Below are 24,750 nucleotides of genomic sequence, written 5' to 3' on the forward strand. Positions count from 1 at the left end.
AGATAACATTTTATCTTTGTCGAAACGGATTAAGGGCTTTCGCCCGAACTACAAACATAATGTAAAATAATATCTTATTGGAGGATGAAAAATGAAACTGAAGCCGCTAGGTGACCGTCTTTTGGTTAAACGCCTTGAAGTGGAAGAAAGAACCATTGGTGGAATCATTATCCCTGACTCTGCTAAAGAAAAACCTCTTAAAGGCGAAGTCGTCGCTGTCGGTCCCGGCAAACTTGACGATTCCGGTGCAAGAATAGCTATCGGTGTAAAAGAAGGCGAAATCGTTCTTTTCGCTAAATATGCCGGAACAGAAATTTCCATCGACGGTGTTGATCATCTCGTAATGCGTGAAGACGACATCCTCGCAGTAGTCGCAGCCTAGTAACTATAATTATATAATTCATTTTTCTAAGGAGATAAAAACAATGGCTAAACAGATTCTTTTTGATGCCAAAGCACGCGAAAAACTTAAAATCGGCGTAGACAAACTTGCCAACGCAGTAAAAGTTACCCTCGGACCTAAAGGTCGTAATGTCGTAATCGACAAATCTTTCGGCTCCCCAGTTATTACAAAAGACGGTGTTTCCGTAGCTAAAGAAATCGAACTTAAAGATAAGTTCGAAAACATGGGCGCTCAGATGGTTAAAGAAGTTGCTTCCAAGACTTCTGACATCGCCGGTGACGGAACAACTACTGCGACTATTCTTGCTCAGGCTGTTTTCACCGAAGGTGTAAAACTCGTTGCAGCTGGTCGTAATCCAATGTCTATCAAACGCGGAATCGATAAAGCTGTTGAAGCTATCATTGATCACCTCGAGACTCTTGCCAAACCTACACGCGACCAGAAAGAAATCGCACAGGTCGGTACTATCTCTGCAAATAATGACGTAACCATCGGTAACATCATTGCAGAAGCTATGAATAAAGTCGGAAAAGAAGGTGTTATCACCGTTGAAGAAGCTAAAGGTCTCGACACAACTCTCGACGTTGTTGAAGGCATGCAGTTTGACCGCGGTTACCTTTCCCCTTACTTCGTAAGCAATGCTGAAAAGATGATCTGCGAAATGGATGAGCCTCTCATCCTCATCAGCGAAAAGAAAGTTTCCAACATGAAAGAACTGCTTCCAGTTCTCGAGCAGGTTGCTAAAATGAGCAAACCTCTCATCATCATCGCTGAAGACATCGAAGGCGAAGCTCTCGCAACTCTCGTTGTTAACAAATTGCGCGGAACACTGAACGTTGTTGCTGTTAAGGCTCCAGGTTTCGGCGAACGCCGCAAAGCAATGCTGAACGACATCGCTACCCTCACCGGTGGATCTGTTGTTTCTGATGATCTCGGCCTCCAGCTTGAAGGCGTTACCCTTGAAGACCTTGGCTCCGCAAAACGTGTTGTTATCGACAAAGATAACACCATCATCGTTGACGGCGCAGGTAACGGCGACACTATCAAAGCTCGTGTAAGCCAGATTCGTTCAGAAATCGAAGGAACTACTTCTGATTATGATCGCGAAAAGCTTCAGGAACGTCTTGCCAAGATCGTTGGCGGAGTTGCAGTAATCAACGTTGGGGCTGCTACTGAAACTGAAATGAAAGAAAAGAAAGCTCGCGTAGAAGATGCTCTTAACGCAACTCGCGCAGCCGTTGAAGAGGGCATCGTCCCCGGCGGCGGAACAGCACTTATTCGCTGTCTCCCAGCTCTCGAAAACGTAACCGCTTCTGACGATGACGAAGTTGCAGGTGTCAACATCATCCGCCGCGCTATCGAAGAACCTCTTCGCCAGATCGCTGCGAATGCAGGCCTCGAAGGCTCTGTTGTTGTTGAAAAGGTTAAAGTATCCAAAGACGGAAACGGCTTCAACGCTGCTATCGGCGAATACGAAGACCTCATCAAAGCAGGCGTAATCGATCCTAAAAAGGTTACCCGTATTGCTCTCCAGAATGCAGCTTCCGTAGCTGGCCTTCTTCTTACTACTGAATGCGCAATCGCTGAAAAACCTGCGAAGGCTGCTGACGCCGGAATGCCTGCTGGCATGGGTGGAATGGGCGGCATGGGTGGAATGGGCGGCATGGGTGGTATGGGCGGAATGGGTGGCATGGGCGGAATGTACTAAACATTTCCCCCGAACCATTCATCGGCTCAAAAACCGAAATAAAACCCCCGACAGGCAAATGCTTGTCGGGGGTTCTTTTTTTGAAAACGTAGAAATTATAAATTAGAAATCAAGCTTAATAACTTTGGATGCATTAGGCTTCTTCGCCGGCTCCTTACGGGCAGACTTCTTGGAAGTCGAACTGCCTCCACCGAGATCAAAATTTATTGACCCTTTAGTTGTGGAAGTCGAAGATCCTGCACTTTTAGCTTTAGCAGACTTCATATCGGTAGAAGTTGCCCCGGGTTTGTAGCCTCTTCCATAAATTTTAGGTCCTAAACGATCAGATATCTTCTTTCCTTCACGACTGAGCGGATTAAGTTTCAAAGCTGCGGCAGCTGCGTCATAAGCTTCAGCATACATTCTCTTTGCGAGAAAAAGTTTAGACTGACGAACAAAAATACTTTCATTCGCACCGAAACGCCGGACTATATCTTTTATGACCGCAAGCGCCTTATCCTGTTCGGTAAGCATCTCCCAAGCGAGGAGCAATGAGATGTAGGGACGACTGTCAGTAGGATTTTGCGCTATAGCTCTCTCAAGATACTCAACTCCATCTTGAGCAAATCCCGCTTTAACAAATCTCCCGCCAACATCCTGCAAAAGCCCGCGTTCTTCCGGGAAAGCCTCTGTAATTTTACGGAAATACTTTTTAGCTTCCTTGGCATCTTTACTTTCAAGACACTTCTGACCGCTCAAAGTATACTTATCTATCTGATTTTTCTGCTTTCTAACTTTATCGACAGCAGCTTTTTCAATGGCATTTTTGATAGTGTCATGAATCTTACGAAGGACTGCCGATAATTTTTTTTCGTGCCCACGAGTATATTTTAATCCGCGTGGAAGAATACTTTTAAGCTCATCCATAGCCAGAAGCTGCCGAAATACTTCATCAACAAGGATTCCAATTTCAAATTTTTCGCGACCAAAAACCTGACTGTCAGCCAGTTCCTCAAGGGAAATACTTAACGCATAAAGACAACGCATATAGTCCTTACGCTGACCATACGCTTTAGCGCGTGCAACATTTTCCTTGATACTTTTAGGTGAACTCATACAGCCTTTCTCCCTCAAAATTCTTTCTAAAAACAATATAACACTATACTTAAATTATCCAGTAGCACACGGTAATGACTTTTCAATACGAACGAATTGTTTTTGCAACCAGTTTGAAACATTATAATTGTTTCTTCTCTGTCACATCTTGTCAAGTACCTCAACTCACGAAAGCTATAAAGCCCTTATTTTTAATTAAAAAGAACTACACGCACAATATCTATTTAGCAGATTGACGCCCCACTGCCTACAAGGTAGTTTTACGCCCTTGATATAAAATCTAAACCCTAAAAAAAAAACAAAAAAAAATGAACATATACTTTTTTATCATAATATTCTCTTTGACTGCGGCCTGCCTTTTAGGCCTGATTTCCAGAAAGCTGAATCGTAGCGCCCTTTCTCCCGAACTTCCGGAGGAATTTAAAGGAACATTCGACGCTGATAAATATCGTAAATCTCAAGACTATACTAAAGCGGGTATAGGTTTCGAAAACATATCCAGCACTTTTATGACTCTGGTAACTTTATTATTCATGATTTGCGGAGGATTTAACATCCTCGATATATGGGCAACCAATTTCGGATATAATGAAATTATCACAGGGCTGATTTTTTTTGCAGGACTGGCAATCCTCAGCGATTTGATATCATTGCCATTTTCACTATACCAAACCTTTGTGATCGAAGAGAAATTCGGGTTCAACAAAACCAATTTGAAAACATTCTTCATGGATAAAATAAAAGGATACCTTCTCGGAGGAATTATCGGAGGAATCCTTTTAAGCGGAATCCTACTCTTTTTCAGCCTTGCCGGACAATTTGCATGGGCTTGGTGCTGGCTGTTCATTGTCGTTGTGACTCTTGCAATTCAATATATAGCCCCCACATGGATTCTCCCTCTGTTCAACAAATTCACCCCTCTTGAAGAAGGTGAACTTAAAGATAAAATAGGGCAATTTGCAAAAAATAACGGCTTTGAAATTTCCGGCATTTTCATGATTGACGGTTCTAAACGTTCCACAAAAGCCAACGCATACTTCACAGGATTCGGTAAGAAGAAACGGATTGCCCTTTTCGACACACTTATCAAAGAACTTTCAACAGATGAAATTGTTGCGGTACTTGCTCACGAAATAGGTCACAGCAAACTGGGCCATATCCGCAAAATGATCCTCATGAGCATAATAAATACCGGTATAGTTTTTCTGCTTATGTCTTTTTTTCTTGGCAATAAGGATTTATTTGCGGCCTTCGGCATGCAGAACATTTCCATTCATGCTGGCTTGATATTCTTTGCGCTTCTATACACCCCCGTATCAGTGGTACTCTCTGTTTTCAGCAATGCTAAATCTCGCAAACATGAATTTGAAGCGGATAATTTCGCAGCGGAAACTACCAAGGCTCCATTTGCCCTTATCGGAGCTTTAAAAAAATTATCTGCAAGCAATCTGTCAAATCTTACTCCGCATCCTTTCTATGTCTGGCTTGAATACAGCCATCCACCGGTTTTGAAACGAATTGAAAATTTAAAGTCACACAATGCATAATTAATTATTTCAAATAAAAAGATAAGGACTACTACAATGCTGCTCGAAGATGAAAGAAATTCCGTTGTAAAATATGGCCGTAAAATGATTGAAGCGGGATTAACGACAGGGACAGGCGGAAACCTAAGCGTTTTAAACCGTGAAAAAGGATTAATAGCCATAAGCGCCAGTGGACTGAATTACCTTGAAACCACACCTGCCGATGTTGTTGTTATGGACCTTGACGGGAAAATACACGATTCAAACCGGACGCCTTCTAGCGAAGCCGGATTTCACACTGCGCTATACAAACATCGCACGGACATTAATGCAGTAGTCCATACACATTCAGTCTATGCTTCAACTGTAGCCTGCCTGAACATGGAACTACCTGCTGTTCATTATCTCGTAGGTTTTGCAGGTAATAAAGTTCCCCTTGCACCATATGCAACTTTCGGCTCCCCGGAACTTGCTGAAAACGTCATCAATACCATTGAAAATTACAACGCGGTTCTGCTTGCAAACCACGGCCTGATTACTGTAGGAGCCGCTATACAGAACGCATTTGATGCCGCCGAAGAGCTTGAGCTTGTCGCCAGAATTTATATTCAAGCCCTTTCCGTCGGCACTCCTGTAATAGTTCCCGAAAATGAAATGAATAAAGTAATCGAAAAATTTTCAACGTACGGTCAAGCCGGCGGAAAAAAATAAGAAAGGAATCTCCCCATGCAGTACGAAACAATTCGCGCGATAATCGAAATCGCCTTTCCTCTCATTCTTATCATGGACCCGTTGGGTAATCTTCCAACGTGCCTGTCGATGCTGAAAGAGTTTTCGCCTGCACGTCAGAGAAAAATACTTTTAAGAGAACTTCTATTTGCGCTGGGTATCATCATCCTTTTCATGTACCTTGGCTCCGGACTCATGAAGATGCTCAATATTCATCAGTCAACGCTCCGTATCGCAGGTGGGGTAATCCTCTTCATCATTTCCATGAAAATGGTCTTCCCACAGCCGGACAACTTAAAAATTGCACCTGAAAAAGACCCTTTCATTGTTCCCATAGCTGTTCCGCTCTTTGCCGGTCCATCCCTTTTGGCAGCAGTCATGGTTTACGGCTCCAAAGAAAGCGCAACCCTGACCGTACTGGCGGGAGTAATGCTGGCGTGGGGTGTATCATTCGGTATTATGATGATCGGGCCGACTTTAGCCAGCTTTCTGGGTAAACGCGGACTAAGGGCTTGTGAAAGGCTTATGGGACTGATTCTGATTCTTCTTTCAGTGCAAATGCTTGAAGACGGGATTGAATTTTATATCAGGAATGTGCTCACGAAATAAGCGTAAATTTATTTTTTAATTTAAGTACTTAGAGATCATATCTTTAAGTACTTCCATCCGTATCGGCTTAGTAATAAATTCATTAATACCCAGCAAAGCCATTTGCTCGGTATTAATGTCAGCGCCGTAGCCACTAAGCACAACAATTGGTACCCGCTCTTTGCCTGACTCGTTATCACGAATAGTTTTTATTGCTTCAAAACCGTCCATCTCCGGCATTTGGATATCCATCAGCACAAGATCGTAAGCCCTATCTTTTAAGCACGTTAAAACCTCAATTCCTGTAGAAGCAGTGCGTACAGTATAGCCCCATTTCTCAAGCTTTTTCCGCATCATAAACTGACTGCTTATATCGTCTTCTGCCAGCAAAATACTCTTCTTTATACTCGCAAAACTCTCTACTTCGTCTGCCGAACCGACAATAAAGCCGGTTTCTACCTTGAACCCGATTGTAAAATTATTATCCAATTGAGAATAAACTTCTCCCTCAATTTTATTGACCGCATCCTTAAATCCATTCGACAATTGATTGTCGCTAAATTCAATACTTCCACTTAAACTGTCAGTAACAAAAAAAGAAAATATAGCTTTGTTTACAGCTAAGCTCTGCATATCAATTCCTGCGACAAGCTTTGTTCCCTTCATGAGGGATAGCCCGTTACCAATCAGGCCGAAAAGAGCCTGTGACAGTTCCTGGCTGTTTCCTAAAATTTTTTCTGGAATATTTTTAGTAATAATAAGTTCAATACTCTTACCTTCAAGTTCAACGGCGGGAATATATATATCCAATATCTTTGAAAAGGCAGTGGCTGGATTAAACAAGCTATTTCCAGTGACAACAGATTTTTCACCTGAAAAATCGTGCAAAAAACCATTAAGTGCATCCTTAAATCTTTCTGCTGATTTCAAAGCCTTAAAAGCATAAGGCTTAGCACTTTGCGGCAAATCTTCATCATTAAGTGCCTTTAAACTTCCAATTATACCAACGAAGGGAGTTCTCAATTCATGACACAGGTTGCTTAAACAAAAAGGAATGTCTGATACACTCTCTACCTTGCTTTCAACCTTTCTGGCATACCCGATAATAGCGGCTGGTTCTCCCTCTGAATTTCTAAACAAGGAGTGCTGAACATCAAGATTTAGACCATTTCCCTGACTATCATCTGCAGAGAGCATAAAAGAACTATCCTCTCCCGTTAATACAACATTTGAAATATCATCTAAAAGAGCTGTGGATAACTGAGGAGAAAGATAATTATAAACGTTACTGCCCACACAAAGCTCAGGGTTATCCACCCCGGCATGATCCGCAAAAACACGGTTAACTTTCAAAAATTTACCTTCAAGGTCTTCAATAAAAACACTTTCAGGGGAATTATCCATCACTGCTGTCAAATAACTCTTTTCCAGTGCCAGCTCTTTCTCAATTCTCTTAATATCCGAAATATTTTTTACCACTCCGACAAAACCTGAGGGGGTCCCGTTCAAATCGAATAGAAGTTTAGCATCCTCGGTAATATGAATAAATTTCTCATTCGCTACCGAAACACAGGACTCAAATCCTTGAACTTCACCACCAGATAAAAGCTGATCCATAAAAGCCTTACGTTTCTCGGAGCCTTCACAAAGAGGAAATATAATCCCCTGTTCTTTATTTTTATTTAACTTACTAAAACATTTAGATAAACTTTCAAAACAATCGTTTGTGTATAAACACTTACCATTAAGATCCGCCCGATATAATCCGACATCAGCATTACGCATTATCTCAGAATAGAAATCTTCATTTACTTTATTTCTATGGCCCCATGCTCTCCCAACAAGAGTTATTCCAAAAATTAAAACACTTATCGCTCCAATTGCGCAAATTAATGCAACAACAGGATACGCTGCATGCAGAATGCCTGCTAAAAAGGCCCCTAAGAGAGAAATTGCGAATAAGGTACTATAAAAGATACGTTGCATGGCAGAATTATCATTACTCTTGCATGTAATTATTTTTGAGACACTATTAATAAATTATAAATCAATTTAATTACTCAATATTAAAAAAGCACTCTATTTCACTACATACTGTATAGCAAGCATTTATCCCATTTAAGAATAAATAATCAAACAATATATATGTGCTTAACTATGTCTCATCAAGCAATACAATTCAACAAATCTTCGTCATCAGTTTTTTAGATAGCATAATTAAAGCCCACCCCCGAAAAACGAGGGCGGGCCACATGGTTGACCGTTGTATGGATAAAATACCGTATAGTTAAATATACTTAATTAATTTAAAGATTAAGAGTCATGCCTTGCTCTGGGTTTACCTCGGGAACAGCTTCAGCGGAAGACTCCTGATGCGCACTCTTAAGCATAGCAAGCTCTTCCACGGATAAGATCTTATTAATATCAAGGATTATGACAAAATCATCATCCTGTTTACCCATTCCGCGAATAAAATCAGTCTTAATCGTAGTGCCCATTCTAGGAGGTTCTTCAATCATATCTTCCGTAAACTCAATAACTTCCCTGACTGAATCCGCAAGAGCGCCCATAACAGTGCTATCACCATCAAAAAGGACTTCAACAATGATGATACAAGTGTTTATAGTATCCTCAGTCTTGCTCATACCGAATTTAAGCCGCATATCGACGACAGGTACAGCATGTCCACGTAGATTAATAACTCCCCTCATAAACTTCGGAGTCCTTGGAATCCGAGTTATAGGAGTCAATTCCAGAACTTCCCTGACACTTGAGATATCAAGAGCATAGATATCTTTATTCAAGGTAAAGGTCAGATACTGATTCATTGTGCTGTTCATTTCATCACTCATCACTTACCTGCTTTATTTAAATAACAATCAATTTTATTTCAACTCAGCATATAACAATTAAAGATTAAAACTTCATCCAATAATTATTAGAATTTTTCAAAATCTGAATCTGAAAAATCTCCACTCATATCAAGTGCGACTCCTGGTGATTTATCTCTGGCTGGCTTTTCAGTCGCCACAGTCTTAAACTCAGGAACCTTACGTACTGGAGGACGATGAGAAGGCAATGCTCTCATTGGTGCTGAAGATTGCGAGCCAACCCTGAAGAAGCTCATTACCTGCTGAAGCTGCTCTGCCTGACTCGATAATTCTTCTGAAGTGGAAGCCATTTCCTCGGAAGCAGAAGCATTTTGCTGAGTCACCTGATCAAGCTGCTGAACCGCCTTATTGATCTGCTCTGCCCCGGAAAGCTGCTCATTGCTTCCAGCCGCTATCTCCTGAACTAATTCTGACCAGAACGAAACCAACTGGTTAAGCATTTCTCCGGCTTTTTCAGCAACATTCACGGTGGTTGAAGAAAGATCACCTATTTCTCCGGCGGCTTCTCCACTTCGTTCCGCCAGCTTCCTGACTTCTGCAGCTACAACGGCAAACCCTTTACCATGCTCACCTGCACGAGCTGCCTCAATTGCAGCATTAAGAGCAAGCAAGTTGGTTTGACGGGCAATCTCTTCAATAATAGATATTTTTTCTGCAATATTTTTCATTGCAACGACAGCCTGAGTTACTGCGGCCCCGCCATCTTCTGCCTGCTTTGCAGACTGCAACGCAATCCGCTCAGTCTCATGAGCATTTTCAGCATTCTGCCTGATATTCGCGGTCATTTCTTCGATAGAAGAAGAAACTTCTTCAACATTCGCAGCCTGTTCAGTTGAAGCCTGTGAAAGATTTTCAGCGGTTGCAGACAACTCTTCACTTCCCGCGGCAACATTTTCAGTAGAACTGCCAACTTCAGTAACAACGGAAGAAAGTTTGCTCACCATGTTATTCAAGGCGGTTGCAAGTATTCCGATTTCATCCTTCTGATCTATATCCAGAGTTCTTGTGAAATCTCCTTGAGCCATACGTTGTGCAAAAGTTACACCCATACCAATAGGTCCGGTAATTCCTCTTGTCAGAAGGATTGCAGTAAGAACTCCGAGAACCAGAGCTATACAGGCTCCAACCACCAAAATCATATTCGAGAAATCCATTTGACTAAGCATCTTTGCTTTCTGATCAGCGCGGGCGTCACGGCATTCATTTTCAGCTTTACGTGCAGCGACAACCATCTGTTTCTCTGCCAGCACTTGATCATTCATTAAATTTGTATAATTTATAAAATTCTCCTCATAACCAGTAATTGCTTTTAAAATGGACTGAACCTGAGCAACATTGACTGGATTTGAAAATCTTCCAGACAGATCATTCATAAGTTCAACAATGTTTGCCACATCATTTTTAACCATATCTAAATATTTACTGTCGGAAGAAATTATGTACTCTTTCTCATTCTTACGGGTTGTAATAAACCACTTGATAGATCTATTGGCATCATCAGCCTTTTGAAGCTTATCATCAATACCGGCTTGCCCTTTCTGATAAAGCCCCCCAATCTGATCTGTTTGTCCACTCTGCATCGCACTTGCAATATGCGATCTGGTATCAGTCATGATTCCATCAAGCTGTTTTTTCTGATCAGATCTAATCTGCTCAAGTTCCTTAAGCGCTGAACGAGCTTCAGATCTCATCATCTCCATAGTTTTAGTTCGCTCGGTGACAAGTGAAACATAATCAGAAAAAGCTTTTTCATATTCAGTTACAGCCCCATTAACTGCAGCCATCTGATCATTATTTATTTTATTAGTAAATTTTTTGTCTGTCGCTGCAATCAGAGCTTTAATGTCAGAAATATTATTCTGATGCTCTTTTAAAAATTTTTCATCACCACGCAGCATAAAATTCTTTTCATCAATCCTTACTTCAAGAAGAGATCTAACCATACGATTAACATCATCTGCTTTGTCGACCCGCTCTTGAACCCCTGTCATTCCATTGAATCCGACAAAAGCCATTATAGCGGTCAGTAAAATCATCAACGCAAAGCTTAACCCAAGTTTTAGTCCCAATCTCATATTCTTAAACATACCTTACCCCTGCGCCATCTCAGCGCTAAAATAATAGATAAAATAACTCTACCTCTGTTTTCTTCTGTAACATACCTGCCATTTATCTGAAACACTTTAATAGATTGCTTATCAAACTTAATTATTCGAATTTAAAATTACCCTGAAGAATATCATAAAAAAACCCCTTCCGATACAATCGGAAAGAGTTTTTTAACAAAACCTGAATTCACAAGAATTTCAAAAATCGGTTTTCGTGTACGCCCAAATATTCTTTCAGTTCCCAACTCTCTATCACCACCAAGATGACAAAAAAACGCCGCCTTATTAAAAACTTCACTCGACATCATTGCTATCTACCATTTGCAATTCAACAAACCTTCGTCATCAGTTTATTAGAGAACATAATTAAAGCCCGCCCCCGAAAAAACGAGGGCGGGCCTTATACTGACCATTGTATGGATAAATACCGTATAATTAAATATACGTAATTAATTTAAAGATTAAGAGTCATGCCTTGCTTTGGGTTTACTTCAGGAACAACTTCAGCAGAAGGTTCGTGAGGTGCACTCTTAAGCATAGCAAGCTCTTCCACGGATAAGATCTTATTAATATCAAGGATTATAACAAAGTCATCATCCTGTTTACCCATTCCGCGAATAAAATCAGTCTTGATTGTCGTGCCCATTCTAGGAGGTTCTTCAATCATATCCTCCGTAAACTCAATAACTTCCCTGACTGAATCCGCAAGAGCGCCCATAACAGTGCTATCACCATCAAAAAGGACTTCAACAATAATGATACAAGTGTTTATCGTATCCTCAGTCTTGCTCATACCGAATTTAAGCCGCATATCGACTACAGGTACAGCATGTCCACGTAGATTAATAACTCCCCTCATAAACGTCGGGGTCCTTGGAATCCGAGTTATAGGAGTTAACTCCAGAACTTCCCTGACACTTGAGATATCAAGGGCATAGATATCTTTATTCAAGGTAAAGGTCAGATACTGATTCATTGTGCTGTTCATTTCATCGCCCATCACTTACCTGCTTTATTTAAATAATAACCATTTATATTTCAACTCAGCATATACCAATTAAAGAACAAGTCTTCATCCAGTAATTATCAGAACTTTTCAAAATCTGAATCTGAAAAATCTCCACTCATATCAAGTGCGACTCCTGATGATTTTCTGACCGGCTTTTCAGTGGGCATAGCTTTAAACGCAGGAACCTTACGCACAGGAGGACGATGAGAAGGCAATGCTCTCATTGGTGCTGAAGATTGCGAACTAACCCTGAAGAAGCTCATTACTTGCTGAAGCTGCTCTGCCTGACTCGATAATTCTTCCGAAGTGGAAGCCATTTCCTCGGAAGCAGAAGCATTTTGCTGAGTCACCTGATCAAGCTGCTGAACAGCCTTATTGATCTGCTCTGCCCCGGAAAGCTGCTCATTGCTTCCAGCCGCTATCTCCTGAACTAATTCTGATGTCCGCTTGATATCCGGGACCAGCTGGTTAAGCATTTCTCCGGCTTTTTCAGCAACACTTACAGTTTTGGATGAAAGTTCTCCGATTTCACCTGCTGCGGCACCGCTTCGCTCAGCTAATTTTCGAACTTCTGCAGCTACAACAGCAAACCCTTTACCATGCTCACCTGCACGAGCTGCCTCAATTGCAGCATTAAGAGCAAGCAAGTTGGTTTGACGGGCAATTTCTTCAATAATAGATATTTTTTCCGCAATATTTTTCATTGCAACAACAGCCTGAGTTACTGCGGCTCCGCCATCTTCTGCCTGCTTTGCAGACTGCAATGCGATTCGCTCAGTCTCATGAGCATTTTCAGCATTCTGCCTGATATTCGCGGTCATTTCTTCGATAGATGAAGAAACTTCTTCAACATTCGCAGCCTGTTCAGTTGAAGCCTGTGAAAGATTTTCAGCAGTTGCAGACAACTCTTCACTTCCCGCGGCAACATTTTCAGTAGAACTTCCAACTTCAGTAACAACGGAAGAAAGTTTGCTCACCATGTCATTCAAGGCGGTTGCAAGTATTCCGATTTCATCCTTCTGATTCACATTTAAAAATTGCGTAAAATCTCCAGCTGCCATCCTTTCTGTGAAAGAAACCCCCAGTCTAACTGGCCCTGTTATAGCTTTTGTTATGATCAAAGTTGTGATGATACCAGCCAGCAATGCTATCGCTAGGCCAATGGCTATAACAGAAAGAGCGGAACTAATTACTTTTGCAGATTCTGCTTCTTGGGATATCAAAATATCGTGACTTAAAACTAATACATGTTCACCTACAGCAACCATTTCCTTAAGTTTACTATTTTGAACTTTCAGTTTTTCAGCTATTAAATTAATACCTTCGAGGTACCTCCGTGCGGTACTAGCTAACTCTGCAACTCTCTCAGCTTTTTCCTTAGTGACGTATGCACTCTTGCGCAAAAAATCAGCCACATCAATAATTTCGGCAATATATAGCCTTACAGATTTCAAATCATTTTCAGATCCACTTCCCAAAAAGGACTTGGCAACGCTACGCGCGTTGCGAAAGGAACGGTCCATATCAATTATTTTAGTATAAAATAAAAAAGATTCATCAGAATTGCCATCGAGACCTTGTAAACTCCGGTTATTCTGAACTTGTAGCTTACTATCTTTATCCATCGCATTTAAAGAATTATAGATTTTATCTACTGCTACAAGGCAACTCCCGAGAGCTTCATCCTTTTCTTTGCTGGCCAGCACGTAACCATCAAAAGCATCTGCATACTCCTGCACATTTTTTGAAATATCGACAATCTCAGTATGTCTTTTACCTGAAAATTTTTCTTTATTGTCTAAAAAACCCTTGCTCAATTCGCCAATGGAATCATGAAAGGAGTCTATATAATCTGGAGTACCTTTTAGAGTATAATATAAAACCATCAACCGTGCAGAATAAACATCTCGTACAACTTTGTTAACAATACTAGTCTGATCGGATTGCTCAGAGACTTTAGACATCCCCAACCACCCGACAGAACCAACTAAAAGGGTAAGTATGAGTACAATTCCGAATCCACCGCCAATTTTCCACCCAAGCTTAAGATTTTTAAACATGCCTAACCCCTGCGCCATCTCAGCGCTAAAATAATAAATAAAATAACTACGTCGCGTTTTTATTCTTTACCATACCTGCTATTTATCTGAAACAATTTAATAGTTTGCTTATCAAACTTAATTATTCAAATTTTTAATTTCCCTAAACCATATCGTAAAAAAACCTTCCGAAACAATCGGAAGGTTTTTACAAAATCTAAATTCACAAAATTTTCAAAAATCAGTTTTTGTGTACACCCAAATATTCTTTCAGCACTTTTAAAGTTTTTTCCAGCTCATTTACAATATCCGGAAAGCACGCTCTCACTTTCTCAAAGTCGCCTTGTCTTGCTGCCAATTCAATTATCTCAGAAATGCGGGCAATTTTTTCAGCACGTATTGTTGCAGATATTCCTTTAAGAGCATGAGAATATTTAATTACAAGATTCTGGTCATTCTTCTCAACAGCCTCTGAAAGCGAACGGAGCCGGTCTGGAGCATCAATCAGATACACATCAAGTATTTCCGCTCCCAACTCTCTATCACCACCAAGATGATTAAAAAACGCCGCCTCATTAAAAACTTCACTCGACATCATAGTTATTTACCATTTGCAACAAATTAAATATTAAATCGGCACTGTTAAACTTAAGACTAAAATTTACCATATATCTCAAGAATTAACTATTTCAAAATTTATGTTAACTTCTTTTTCAATTTTACGAATCCAGAATCGTTCACACCCTGCAACCATCGCTTTCTTTTTAGAATTTTCCAATTCAGAAAGCCCCTCATCCAACCTAAAAACCTTCAAATTAACTATTCCCAGTTCTGCGCTGATTCTCCAGTCATCAGGACGGTGCAGGGACAAATGAGACAAAAATCCCAGTCGCATAGACTCTGCCCCGGCGATTCCGGCAAGTAATGATTCAAGACTTCTATAGACTTCAAGATTCTCAGGATCAAGATGTAACGCCACAAGATAACAATCCGCTGCACAGGCTGGCAAATCCTTCTCTTCGTTAAAAAGCACACCGGATCTTATATCTGTTCCGACTCGAGATAGTTCCTGCCCCCAAAGCATAAGCAAATGGACTATGTCTAATGGCTTCTCTTCTTTACCGGGCCTGACCTTTGCACAATAACGATACCAAAAATATTTAGCCAGATCCCAGTTTCCAATTTTATTACTACCTACCGAAGCAGACATGTTGAAATAACAGTCGTCGTTCCCCGTCTCACTGTTTAAATATAAATTAGCGGTATCCATAAATTCCTTCGTCATCCGCCCTTTCGCAAAAATACGAAGTAAGGCTGCATCACTCTGGATTCCGGGTCCGCCTCTCTTTAAACCTTCGATTACAATCTTCCATGAAACAGTTCTATCTCCGCTTTCTCCAAGAACTGCCTGCGTCTGATAATATAAAAAATCGGATTCCGATTCATTAATACTTCGAGGAACAATTTCCTGCGCAAAATCTAAAATTTTCGCAACCCTGTTGGCCGGCATATGATCTCGCAAAATACGTTCATACGCAGCCAGCCCCATTGAAGCTGCCAACTTAGGATTAACCTTAAAACGGTCAAGTATATCTTTCAGTTCTAAAACATTATTATAAACAGCAATTTCTTTACCATCCTCAAAAAGCTCTCCCAACTCATCACCCACAAACGGCGTAACAACAGCGCACCCGCAGGAGCAGCCCTCAAACAGCCTAAAGTTAACTTCTCCGAAAAGAGCCTCATTCGGAACAATTCGAGTCTCTTTATAAAGAGACATCATCTGAGAATAATTCAAACCATCTACCATATTCAAATTGTAATTGGTCTTCAAAAAATCAACAAACCACTTCCGCGAAGGCCGTTGCGGTGACACCCGCCCGACAAAAGTAAGCTCGTGCTCACGCTTAGTATAAGGAATAAGCCCTGCCTCAGTACCGGTCTCCGGCCCAAGACGTCCCCCCATCCACGGAACCCAGCAAATTTTCGCGGTGCAGACTTTCTCAAGCTGTGAAACATATTTCTTCTGAGTCGTCAGCACACCATCAAACATTGATCCATACAAACCGTGCCAGTGCATGTTCATATGAGTATCAACCGACCAGAACAACCGCACGCATTTAACTGAAGCTAAACCGTGTAAAAAAACTCTGCTGCCAAGTGACTCCTGCTGCAAAAGAATATCAGGATGAAATCCAAGCTTATCCAACTCACAGGGAACATCTACGTCACGTTCAGCAGTAAAAATATAGCGAACGTCATGCCCTGCGGCTTTGAACGCATCGACCATCGGCTTGCGGCAATTGATTAAAAACAATTTCTTCATAACGGATTCTATAACCTAATGATCCTTAACTTTAAAGAAATTGCTCGTCCGAAAATTGCCTGCTGTTTTGTAGCAACGACACCAGCGGACAGTTATGCAATGCTCTCTAACTATCTTTCACCTTAATTGTTGCAAAAGACTTCCCAAGACCATTGCCCCAATTCATGAGTCCATCCACAACAGAAAGAAGGGATGCGTCTAAAAACTGCATATTATTATAAGGCACCTGAACAACGTGACCGACTCCGGAGGTCGGAGAGGACGGAACAAAAACCACGGCCATATTTTCACCGCTTCGCTCAATGAAAAGGCCCAGAACGGAAACTTCCCCACCTGAAAGAGTGAATAAAACAGGTGCAAAATTTTCAGTACCAGCTCCACTGGTCTGGTCAATCACTCTCTTAATAATGTTAAACAAAGGAACCTTACCCAGCAGTCTATCAAGCAAACCTACCGAATACCCTCCAACCTTTGTTCTGATGATCATACCGACCACAAAGCAAATCAAAATAACTACGACAGCTCCTGCTAATAAAATAAGCGCATGAAGCAAGGGGCCTTCAAGCCCGAGAGCGTCAGTCATCTCATCCGTAAAGGCTATAAATATCTCAATACCTTCGTATATGAGAAAAGCTATTACACAAATGGGAAGCAAAACAAAAAAACCACCCATAACAGCTGATTTAAAAAAGTCGGCAATCGATTTCACGGGTTATCCTCCTATTAAGGAAAACATACCCTATACAAAATTCTTCCGCTACTAATCTTAATACTCACTCTACTCAAAAAAATAAAAGCCGCCCTTCCATACGGAGGGGCGGCTTTTCTCATTAACAATTAAGCTGACTCTGGACTAATGCCCGGCAGGAGCAGCTCCGCCGTTTGGATGACATCCGGCGCAAGTTACAGGTCCTTTATCTTTCTCGATATGACAGTTTGAGCAAAGTTTGTGATAACCATTACGAAGTCCTGTTTTTCCAGCTTCAGGTTTAACCTGATGACAGGATGAACATTTCTGGTCTTCGGAACTTTCGTCTTCAACAATCTTTCCGTCTGCCCATACATGATGACAAGTTGCGCAATCTTCGATACCGGCCTTTTCGTTGTGCCCATCATGAACGAACACAGCAGCAGGTCTTTCGGGATGAACAAAAGCCGGATCCAGCAGGAATGTTATATCATCCTGACAGAATGCGGGAACCATATAGAGAAAGACACAGGCGACAACTGCCGCGATAGTTAATACTCTTTTTAACATTGTAATCTTCCTCCTATTCCACTTCAGGCTTTTCCATGAGTTCATAGATAAGATCGCCGAAGAATTTAATGTCCATGCCAAGTTCATAGTAATGGACTATATCTTCAAGCCCACCGTGACAGTTATGACAAGGTGCAAGGATAGTCTTTACGCCGGTAGCTTTTAACTGCTCAGCCTTAACTCTGTTACCTTTCATTCTGACATTTTTAAATGGAGGACCACAGTTGATAACACCACCACCTGCAGTACAACAATAGTTATGCTCAAGGTTAGGGTGCATTTCCACTACGTTTTCACAAAGTGCATGAGCAAGTTTACGAGACTGTTCCATCAAACCACGTCCGCGAATAATATTGCAAGGATCGTGTATGGTGATCGGCTCTTTGAACTTTTCACGAATTTTAATTTTACCTGAATTGATGAGATCCCAGAAGAATTCCACGGAATGGACTACTTCAATAGGATACATATCCCACCCGTCCCAACGGTTACCCTGATCATAAACAGAGCGGAATGCGTGACCGCACTCACCCATAACAATCTTTTTAACCTTGAGATCAAGAGCTGATTCGAAATGACGTTTCTTAAGTCGTCCCATCATTTCAAAGTCACCGGAATACATACACATATCGGAGTTATCCCAGCCTGGTTCGGTAGGCATGGTGAAATCAACTCCGGCAGTGTTCATAATATAAGCAGCCTGATAGATTAACTGAGTACGGAACTTAGGTTCAGGAGCAATAACGGAATAATAGATTTCTGCGCCTTCCTTATCAAGAGGAATGCGAAGATCCGGCATTTCGTCTCTGGCTTCATCTTCCTGCCATTGCAGGGTATCCATCCATTCGTCATCTTTCAGCCACATCTGGTTCATTGTAACAGAATGACTATTTGCAGTGTCCTGAAGGTACTGAGGAATTACACCGAGTTTGTGGCACATACGGCGCACAGTACTCATGATGTAACCAGTATCAATTCCTATTGGACAATAATGAACACAACGACGACAGAGATTACACTCTGTATAGGCAATCTGAGCCATCTGATAAACAAACTCAGGAGAAACCTTACAATCTTTGCGTAATATTTCGCCCAAAGTCATGTGAACCTTACCTGCTGGAGAGTAGGAAGGATCTTTGTCATGGGACATATAATAATGGCAGGCTTCAGAACACAAACCGCAACGCATGCAGGTTTCTGCATACACCTTAAGCTTGGCTCCGGTTTCTCCTTCGAGAACCTGCCTTAGAGTTTCTTCGATGCGTTGAGGAGTCAAACGGGACACACCCCGTTCGAGCCCGGCATCCGCAATTTTCCTGTCAAAAATCATTTGAATACTCCTTTGGGGATGTGGTTACCAATCCTTTGTACGGCGAACGCCACCGAACTCAGACCCCATGTAGGCTCTAGTGAAAAAGCCGAACAACATATGGCTGAGGCGGGAGAAAGGAATGCTGATAAGCATGATTTCTCCACAAAGGATATGCAGTACAAGCATTACCTTGTCGTTTCCGATCTGGTGGTATGCCAGAACACCGAAAAGGAAAGTCAAAGAAGGAATAGCCAGAGCTACCCAATCTTTACCGGTGGTAAGAAAACGAACATCGGGCTGCAAAAAGCGGCGCAGTCCAAAATAAATGCAGCAAGCTACGAATACGATGGACATGATGTCGGCAACAGTATCTGGGAGAGTCGGCCAAGTAATACCGAAAAACTGATCCCAGAGAACCACGTGTCCCAGAAGGAACAAAGGAACAATAACAAGACAAATGTGAAAAACAAAAGTTACCATTGCAGTATAAGGACTGCTCTGCCAACCGAGGGTTCCTACAGGATTGAGCCAGTGCAGAATTGAACGCATTCCATACTTAAAACTCATGTAATGCAAGGACGAAGCGTCCTTTTCTTTAGCAAGCTGGTACATTGAAACCATCTTGTATAAGGAACCAAAAATAAACACGCCCCAGGCGATCCACGCCAGAGGGCCTACAACGAATGCATAAAGAGTGTTCATGCGTATTGCCTCCGGCTGTTAAAAATCGCTCACATCAGCTACAATGCGGACAAACTTTCCGCCATCAACTGCGCGGATAAGAACTTTAGTGGAACAAGGACTGAAAACAGGCTCCCAGCATTGTTCAAAATCCTGCCCATAAGCCTTCCCGTCAAGAACAATTGTAAAGCGGCCTTTCTTTTCAACCTTAGCGGCAACTTTAGTGCTGTCAGGACTGAAAACAGGCTTCCAAGCCATATCATAAGAATCGTTCCAAACCTTATCATCACAACTGACTGTGTAAACATAATCAGTCTTTCCAAGAGCTGCAGCGCGATTTCCATCAGGACTTACAGCCAGATCAAGAACAACAGGAACTTTAATATTCCAAGGAGTTCCATTCTTGGCAACGGTAAATTTACCTATGCTGGTAGCGACAATAGCCCAAAGGTTCTTACCGTCTGCACTGAACTGCTGATGCCAACACTGAGCAAACTCAGCCGGCCAGATAACTTCTCCATCCTGAGCCATTCCCCATTTTCCGCCAAGACGGACAGGAGCAGCGATTGCACCAGTTACGGGGTTGAAGCAAGGATCCCATACACACTGAAATTCACGTTGCCAGATTCTTCCGTCAACTGCGATTGTGTAATCGTAAAGAGTCCTTCTGACTTCGCAGGCGACTCTTTCACTTTTTGCGTCAAACACAGGAGAGTAGCAGTTCATGAAAACACTGTCCCAAGCTTCACCATTCACAGCAATGGTAAAGGCACCTTTATCAAAGGTCTCAATATCAGCCTGAGCAATAGGTGTTACCTGAACAACAGCAGCTGTTTTCGTGCCATCACCACTGATTGTAAAATTGTTAGCATTAACAAATAGATTTTCCCAAAGAACGCCATCAGTACCCATTCCATACTCACCGTCCTGCTGAACAGCACAGTTAATGGAACCGTTGGCACCAAACATAGTTCTCCAGATATAGCCGTACGTTTCAGGCCAACTTACGCCGTCAACAGCTAAAGTCCATTCGCCATCCTGTTGAGTGATAACAGCCAATCTACCGTCTGGAGAAAATTTAAGGTAAAAAACCCTTTCATATCTATCTTCCCAGGCTTGACCGTTAACGCAAGCAGTAAATTCTCCTTCGCCTGTCTTTACGACTGCTCCGACCTTTTCACCGTCGGAACTGGCATAGAATTCTTCCACTCTCTCAAATTTACTGGACCAAGAACTAACGTCTTGGACCTCTCGCCTACCGGGATTCCAATCCCACGTGGACGCATTAGGCATCTTATGCCTCCTCATTCCGAAAATTTGGTGTGTCCGCCAACACTGCCAAATCACGCTCGGTTTTTCGGGTGCCTCGCACCCTGTTTTCTAACCAAATCTAATCACATCTATTGGTCGAAACTAACCTCACCACATAAGCCCAAAGACCCTACTGAACTTATAACTGGTGGTTAAATCGCATATTTTATAAAACAGGACAATAGTAACCATGAGGATTGTCTCTCTAATCCTTCAAAAAAAACAGGACAACTACGGCTGTAAACCGCAGTCGCCCCACATGTAAAAACATAAAAAACAACATGTTAGCGCTATTTACTTTACAAAAAGTAACTCAAAACAGTATTCATAAAAGTAAAAGATATATTTTTATTCAGACTCTAATGGTATACTATTAGAGTTCCAATTTCTCAAAAATATAGTCATAATCAAGCTCTGAATTAACCAAACTGGCTCCATGATTAATCTTAATCATGTCTCTGAGTTTGTAGCTTTCCTGAATTGCTTCCATTTTCTTTGCCACAGAATAGGTATCATCCCGAACAACAATAACAGGAATCTCAAGCACCTCAGAACGGGTCAATATAATATCATTAGGATAAAGATTCCCTGTAAGAATAAGACAAGGACAATTTCCTTCCAGTGCGACAAGCTGAACGTCTGCCCTGTCTCCACCGACAATGACTGCAGAATTTTTATGCCGCCTGAAGTGAGTAATAAAATTTTCAACCTGCATAGTGCCGATCAGGAAATTTTCAACAACCCTGTCCGCCTTAGTATGGGCAGAAATAATTTTTCCGAACAAACGCTCCGCAAGGTCGCTTACTTTAATCGCTCCCATAAGAGGATCGCGAGGAATCACGCCCAGAACTTTAACACCTTTCTTTTCAAGAAAAGGAATGAGCAGAGATTTAAGTTCATCCATATAGTGTTCAGGCACATCATTAAAGACAACTCCGAGGAAATCATCTCCGAGGTCCTTCTGAACACGAAGCACATAATCATACTTCAGTTCTTTTGAATACCGGTCAACAAGAATGGTCTTGGCCCCAAGCGCACTTGCCACATCCGGACCGCTGACTCCGCAATAATTTCCAGAACTTAAAAAACTTCCTGACCCGCCGATAATCATGACATCTTTGTCCTGACTCAGCTCCTCATATGATTCTACAATCGACGGCTTCAAATCTCCGAGATCTTCGGTAAAAGCTTTTATCGTAAAATCTCTGGTGACCAGTACAGGAGTAACTTTTCCAGGGTCCTGTTCAAGACCCAGCACTTCCTGAATAAAAGCTGCATCGGCATCGCCCGGCCTGTTTCCGTCCATATGCGGAACAGCTCCCACAGGTTTCATATAGCCGACATTGAAGCCGCTGTTGCGAAACTTCAATCCTAAAGACATGGCCAAAAGGTTCTTACCCGAATATCCGGTCGTAGAACCTATATAAATACCTACCATTTATGCCTCCTTTGAAAGGTCTTCATCTATGATCAAATCTGATTCTTTCCCGGCTGACGGAAGCTCGACTATAGTCATGCGGGCATCCGCGACCAGCGCCTCGTCCGAGCTTACAAGCACAGGATTAAATTCAGCTTCATATATCTCAGGAAAATCATCAGCCAGACAAGACATTCTGATCAAAACATCAGTTATTGCATCGAAATCAGCAGGCTCGCTCCCTCTGACTCCTTTCAACAACATATATGAACGAATTTCGCGCACCATATCTCCGGCATCTTCAACCGAAAGAGGTGCGAGACGAAACGAAATATCTTTTAAGATCTCAACATAAACACCACCAAGTCCGAACATCAATAAAGGTCCGAACTGATCATCCCTGCGAAAACCGATAATAACTTCCCGTGCGTCTTTTGATGCCATCTGTTGAACCAGACACCCTGCAATATACGCACTTGGTTTAAGCCGCTGTGCCTGTGCCGTTATCTGCCAGAAAGCATTACGGACTTCTTCCGCAGTTTTAAGATTCAGCCAAACTCCGTTTACATCCGACTTATGCGAAATATCCGGAGAAGCAATCTTAAGAACTACAGGAAAACCTAGTCTTTCAGCCAAGAGAGCAGCCTCATCACCGGAACGGGCCAGATCAGATTCAGGAGTGGGCAGACCATATGCAGTAACAATATCCCGGGCCTGAAATTCCACAAGTTCTGAACGTCCGGAACTTAACGCAGAATCAACAACCTCTCGCGCAGCTTCATAGTCCCGGTCAGGAATTTCAAAGGTTCTTGAGGCGCGCCCTTTCCAGACGGCATATCGGTACATGCTGTCCATAGCCCTGACCGCCTGCTTCGGAAAATCATAAACCGGAACCCCGGCTGCAGCAAAAACACTTCTGGCTTCTTCACTGTTTTTGCGACCCATAAGGCAGCAAAAAACAGGTTTGCAGATTTCAGAAGCACAAGTTGCAACTGTTTCAGCAACTTCTTTGAGATTCATATTCTCTGACGGGGCAATAATGACTAGGACACTGTTAATAACCGGATCATGACCGACAACTTTTATGGCCTTGCGATAACGGTCCGCATCAGCTCCCCGCAATAAATCGACAGGATTATAAATTGAGGCATAACCCGGCAGCATGGGTTGCAATTCTGCGATGGTCGGGGATGAAAAAGAAGGCATACGTAAACCATATTCGCCGCAAGCATCAGCCGCAAGTATACCGGGACCACCGGCATTTGTGACTATTCCTAAATTAGGACCGAAAGGCAGTTCCTGACAGGAAAAGGCTTTAGCCAGATTGAAGAGTTCTTCCAGCCTGTCAACTCTGATAATCCCGGACTGACGAAACGCCGCGTCGCAAGCCTGATCAGATCCGGCAATAGCTCCTGTATGAGATGAAGCGGCTCTTGCTCCGGCGGCAGTTATCCCGGCCTTCATCATAATAATAGGCTTCTTCATAGAAACCTTGACGGCCTGCTCCATAAAGTTACGCCCGTCTGCAATATTTTCCACGTACCCCAGAATTACTTTAGTTTCCGGGTCATTCCCCAGATATTCAATAATTGAGGCTTCATTTATAACGGCCTTGTTGCCAAGACTTACAAACTTGGAAAACCCGACTCCAGCCTCCAGCGCCCAATCAAGAATAGCTACGCATAATGCGCCGGACTGCGAAAAAAATGCGGTTGTTCCGGGCAAAGGATTGCCGGTGGCAAAGGAAGCGTTTACCCCTCCTGATGAATTAATAAGCCCCAGACAATTGGGGCCAAGCAGAGAAATTCCGTTCTTTTCAGCCAATTCCGTAATTTGTTTTTCAAGCAGCCATCCTTCACGGCCTACTTCACTGAAACCGGCAGAAATAATTGCAACCGAACGAACTCCTGTTTCAATCAAGTCCTTTAAAACTCCGAGTACAGAATCTCGAGGAACAGCTATAACAGCCAAATCCACAGGATGACCTATTTCAGAAGCACTCTTAAAAGCTTTCAGATCGCATATTGTTCCCCCGCGGGGGTTCACCGGACACAGCTCTCCCTTGTATCCGGCATTTTGAAGATTCGTAAGAATCGTATTCCCGATTTTACCGGAAACAGCCGAAGCGCCTACAACGGCAATTGATGATGGAGTAAAAAGACTATCCAAACTTTCTCCCGAAACCCCTTGAAATATAATAAGAGGGGATATGCGTTTCCTGAGGAAAATGATACGGCAACAGAACTTATTCCTGCTGAAGTTTAGCACTCATCCAGTGCAATATCGATCATTTAATCCTTACAGAGGATGAATATAGTCAGAGTACGGTGGTCATTGCAAGAATTGAAC

Annotated in this window: 20 protein-coding genes; 5 read left to right on the top strand and 15 right to left on the bottom strand. The window is 42.2% G+C overall.

What is annotated here, in order from left to right:
* Positions 1-91 precede the first annotated feature (91 nt).
* Positions 92-382 carry a co-chaperone GroES gene (groES, locus tag BLT41_RS15000; protein WP_092162603.1) on the top strand — a complete coding sequence of 97 codons (291 nt, stop codon included), beginning with the start codon at positions 92-94 and terminating at the stop codon, positions 380-382.
* 43 nt (positions 383-425) lie between these two features.
* Entirely contained in the window at positions 426-2,111 is a 1,686-nt protein-coding gene (gene groL / locus BLT41_RS15005; RefSeq protein ID WP_092162604.1) for a chaperonin GroEL, read from the top strand.
* A 102-nt stretch (positions 2,112-2,213) separates the two neighbouring features.
* On the opposite strand, the gene BLT41_RS15010 is transcribed toward groL, so the two are convergent.
* Complete coding sequence (locus tag BLT41_RS15010) at positions 2,214-3,206, bottom strand: tetratricopeptide repeat protein (RefSeq protein WP_092162605.1); 993 nt, start codon at positions 3,204-3,206, stop codon at positions 2,214-2,216.
* A 308-nt stretch (positions 3,207-3,514) separates the two neighbouring features.
* Here BLT41_RS15010 and BLT41_RS15015 point away from each other — a divergent pair, with 308 nt between their 5' ends.
* Genes BLT41_RS15015 through BLT41_RS15025 form a run of 3 tightly spaced genes read left to right on the top strand, consistent with a single transcriptional unit; the run spans position 3,515 to position 6,070 of the window.
* Positions 3,515-4,753: a M48 family metallopeptidase gene (locus BLT41_RS15015; RefSeq protein ID WP_092162606.1), complete on the top strand. Its 1,239-nt coding sequence runs from the start codon at positions 3,515-3,517 to the stop codon at positions 4,751-4,753.
* Positions 4,754-4,789: 36 nt separating this feature from the next.
* Positions 4,790-5,443, top strand: a complete 654-nt coding sequence (locus BLT41_RS15020) for an L-fuculose-phosphate aldolase (RefSeq protein WP_092162607.1) — start codon at positions 4,790-4,792, stop codon at positions 5,441-5,443.
* 15 nt (positions 5,444-5,458) lie between these two features.
* A complete protein-coding gene (locus BLT41_RS15025; RefSeq protein WP_092162609.1) occupies positions 5,459-6,070 on the top strand; it encodes a MarC family protein in 612 nt (203 codons plus the stop codon).
* Between the two features lie 15 nt (positions 6,071-6,085).
* On the opposite strand, the gene BLT41_RS15030 is transcribed toward BLT41_RS15025, so the two are convergent.
* The 14 genes from BLT41_RS15030 to BLT41_RS15095 form a co-directional block, all read right to left on the bottom strand.
* Positions 6,086-8,035, bottom strand: coding sequence for a response regulator (locus BLT41_RS15030; RefSeq protein WP_092162610.1), 1,950 nt, complete (start codon positions 8,033-8,035; stop codon positions 6,086-6,088).
* Between the two features lie 320 nt (positions 8,036-8,355).
* A complete protein-coding gene (locus BLT41_RS15035; protein ID WP_092162611.1) occupies positions 8,356-8,901 on the bottom strand; it encodes a chemotaxis protein CheW in 546 nt (181 codons plus the stop codon).
* 86 nt (positions 8,902-8,987) lie between these two features.
* Entirely contained in the window at positions 8,988-11,027 is a 2,040-nt protein-coding gene (locus tag BLT41_RS15040) for a HAMP domain-containing methyl-accepting chemotaxis protein (protein ID WP_092162612.1), read from the bottom strand.
* 475 nt (positions 11,028-11,502) lie between these two features.
* Positions 11,503-12,048, bottom strand: coding sequence for a chemotaxis protein CheW (locus BLT41_RS15045; protein ID WP_092162613.1), 546 nt, complete (start codon positions 12,046-12,048; stop codon positions 11,503-11,505).
* An 86-nt stretch (positions 12,049-12,134) separates the two neighbouring features.
* On the bottom strand, positions 12,135-14,117 hold the full coding sequence (locus tag BLT41_RS15050) for a HAMP domain-containing methyl-accepting chemotaxis protein (RefSeq protein ID WP_092162614.1): 1,983 nt from the start codon (positions 14,115-14,117) through the stop codon (positions 12,135-12,137).
* Between the two features lie 220 nt (positions 14,118-14,337).
* Positions 14,338-14,694 (bottom strand): Hpt domain-containing protein, encoded by a 357-nt coding sequence (locus tag BLT41_RS15055; protein WP_244512302.1) that lies wholly within the window; start codon positions 14,692-14,694, stop codon positions 14,338-14,340.
* 75 nt (positions 14,695-14,769) lie between these two features.
* Positions 14,770-16,422, bottom strand: a complete 1,653-nt coding sequence (locus BLT41_RS15060; RefSeq protein WP_092162615.1) for a glycosyltransferase family protein — start codon at positions 16,420-16,422, stop codon at positions 14,770-14,772.
* 106 nt (positions 16,423-16,528) lie between these two features.
* Positions 16,529-17,131 (bottom strand): DUF502 domain-containing protein, encoded by a 603-nt coding sequence (locus tag BLT41_RS15065; protein WP_092162616.1) that lies wholly within the window; start codon positions 17,129-17,131, stop codon positions 16,529-16,531.
* A 144-nt stretch (positions 17,132-17,275) separates the two neighbouring features.
* Positions 17,276-17,680 (bottom strand): acidic tetraheme cytochrome c3 TmcA, encoded by a 405-nt coding sequence (tmcA, locus tag BLT41_RS15070; protein WP_092162617.1) that lies wholly within the window; start codon positions 17,678-17,680, stop codon positions 17,276-17,278.
* 13 nt (positions 17,681-17,693) lie between these two features.
* Positions 17,694-19,010 carry an electron transfer complex ferredoxin TmcB gene (gene tmcB, locus BLT41_RS15075; RefSeq protein WP_092162618.1) on the bottom strand — a complete coding sequence of 439 codons (1,317 nt, stop codon included), beginning with the start codon at positions 19,008-19,010 and terminating at the stop codon, positions 17,694-17,696.
* 24 nt (positions 19,011-19,034) lie between these two features.
* Positions 19,035-19,694: a TmcC family electron transfer complex membrane anchor subunit gene (gene tmcC, locus BLT41_RS15080; RefSeq protein ID WP_092162619.1), complete on the bottom strand. Its 660-nt coding sequence runs from the start codon at positions 19,692-19,694 to the stop codon at positions 19,035-19,037.
* Between the two features lie 18 nt (positions 19,695-19,712).
* Positions 19,713-20,966, bottom strand: a complete 1,254-nt coding sequence (gene tmcD / locus BLT41_RS15085) for an electron transfer complex subunit TmcD (RefSeq protein ID WP_092162620.1) — start codon at positions 20,964-20,966, stop codon at positions 19,713-19,715.
* A gap of 391 nt (positions 20,967-21,357) precedes the next feature.
* Complete coding sequence (locus BLT41_RS15090) at positions 21,358-22,422, bottom strand: phosphotransacetylase family protein (RefSeq protein ID WP_092162621.1); 1,065 nt, start codon at positions 22,420-22,422, stop codon at positions 21,358-21,360.
* On the bottom strand, positions 22,423-24,570 hold the full coding sequence (locus tag BLT41_RS15095) for an acetate--CoA ligase family protein (RefSeq protein ID WP_092162622.1): 2,148 nt from the start codon (positions 24,568-24,570) through the stop codon (positions 22,423-22,425).
* Positions 24,571-24,750 lie beyond the last annotated feature (180 nt).

Origin of the sequence: Maridesulfovibrio ferrireducens (assembly GCF_900101105.1) — a bacterium.
GTDB classification, from domain to species: domain Bacteria; phylum Desulfobacterota; class Desulfovibrionia; order Desulfovibrionales; family Desulfovibrionaceae; genus Maridesulfovibrio; species Maridesulfovibrio ferrireducens.

Bases quoted from the DNA above. Each gene is read 5' to 3' on its own strand.
- groES (WP_092162603.1), top strand. From the start codon at position 92: ATGAAACTGAAGCCGCTAGGTGACCGTCTTTTGGTTAAACGCCTTGAA.
- groL (WP_092162604.1), top strand. From the start codon at position 426: ATGGCTAAACAGATTCTTTTTGATGCCAAAGCACGCGAAAAACTTAAA.
- BLT41_RS15010 (WP_092162605.1), bottom strand. From the start codon at position 3,206: ATGAGTTCACCTAAAAGTATCAAGGAAAATGTTGCACGCGCTAAAGCG.
- BLT41_RS15015 (WP_092162606.1), top strand. From the start codon at position 3,515: ATGAACATATACTTTTTTATCATAATATTCTCTTTGACTGCGGCCTGC.
- BLT41_RS15020 (WP_092162607.1), top strand. From the start codon at position 4,790: ATGCTGCTCGAAGATGAAAGAAATTCCGTTGTAAAATATGGCCGTAAA.
- BLT41_RS15025 (WP_092162609.1), top strand. From the start codon at position 5,459: ATGCAGTACGAAACAATTCGCGCGATAATCGAAATCGCCTTTCCTCTC.
- BLT41_RS15030 (WP_092162610.1), bottom strand. From the start codon at position 8,035: ATGCAACGTATCTTTTATAGTACCTTATTCGCAATTTCTCTCTTAGGG.
- BLT41_RS15035 (WP_092162611.1), bottom strand. From the start codon at position 8,901: ATGAGTGATGAAATGAACAGCACAATGAATCAGTATCTGACCTTTACC.
- BLT41_RS15040 (WP_092162612.1), bottom strand. From the start codon at position 11,027: ATGTTTAAGAATATGAGATTGGGACTAAAACTTGGGTTAAGCTTTGCG.
- BLT41_RS15045 (WP_092162613.1), bottom strand. From the start codon at position 12,048: ATGGGCGATGAAATGAACAGCACAATGAATCAGTATCTGACCTTTACC.
- BLT41_RS15050 (WP_092162614.1), bottom strand. From the start codon at position 14,117: ATGTTTAAAAATCTTAAGCTTGGGTGGAAAATTGGCGGTGGATTCGGA.
- BLT41_RS15055 (WP_244512302.1), bottom strand. From the start codon at position 14,694: ATGATGTCGAGTGAAGTTTTTAATGAGGCGGCGTTTTTTAATCATCTT.
- BLT41_RS15060 (WP_092162615.1), bottom strand. From the start codon at position 16,422: ATGAAGAAATTGTTTTTAATCAATTGCCGCAAGCCGATGGTCGATGCG.
- tmcA (WP_092162617.1), bottom strand. From the start codon at position 17,680: ATGTTAAAAAGAGTATTAACTATCGCGGCAGTTGTCGCCTGTGTCTTT.
- tmcB (WP_092162618.1), bottom strand. From the start codon at position 19,010: ATGATTTTTGACAGGAAAATTGCGGATGCCGGGCTCGAACGGGGTGTG.
- tmcC (WP_092162619.1), bottom strand. From the start codon at position 19,694: ATGAACACTCTTTATGCATTCGTTGTAGGCCCTCTGGCGTGGATCGCC.
- tmcD (WP_092162620.1), bottom strand. From the start codon at position 20,966: ATGCCTAATGCGTCCACGTGGGATTGGAATCCCGGTAGGCGAGAGGTC.
- BLT41_RS15090 (WP_092162621.1), bottom strand. From the start codon at position 22,422: ATGGTAGGTATTTATATAGGTTCTACGACCGGATATTCGGGTAAGAAC.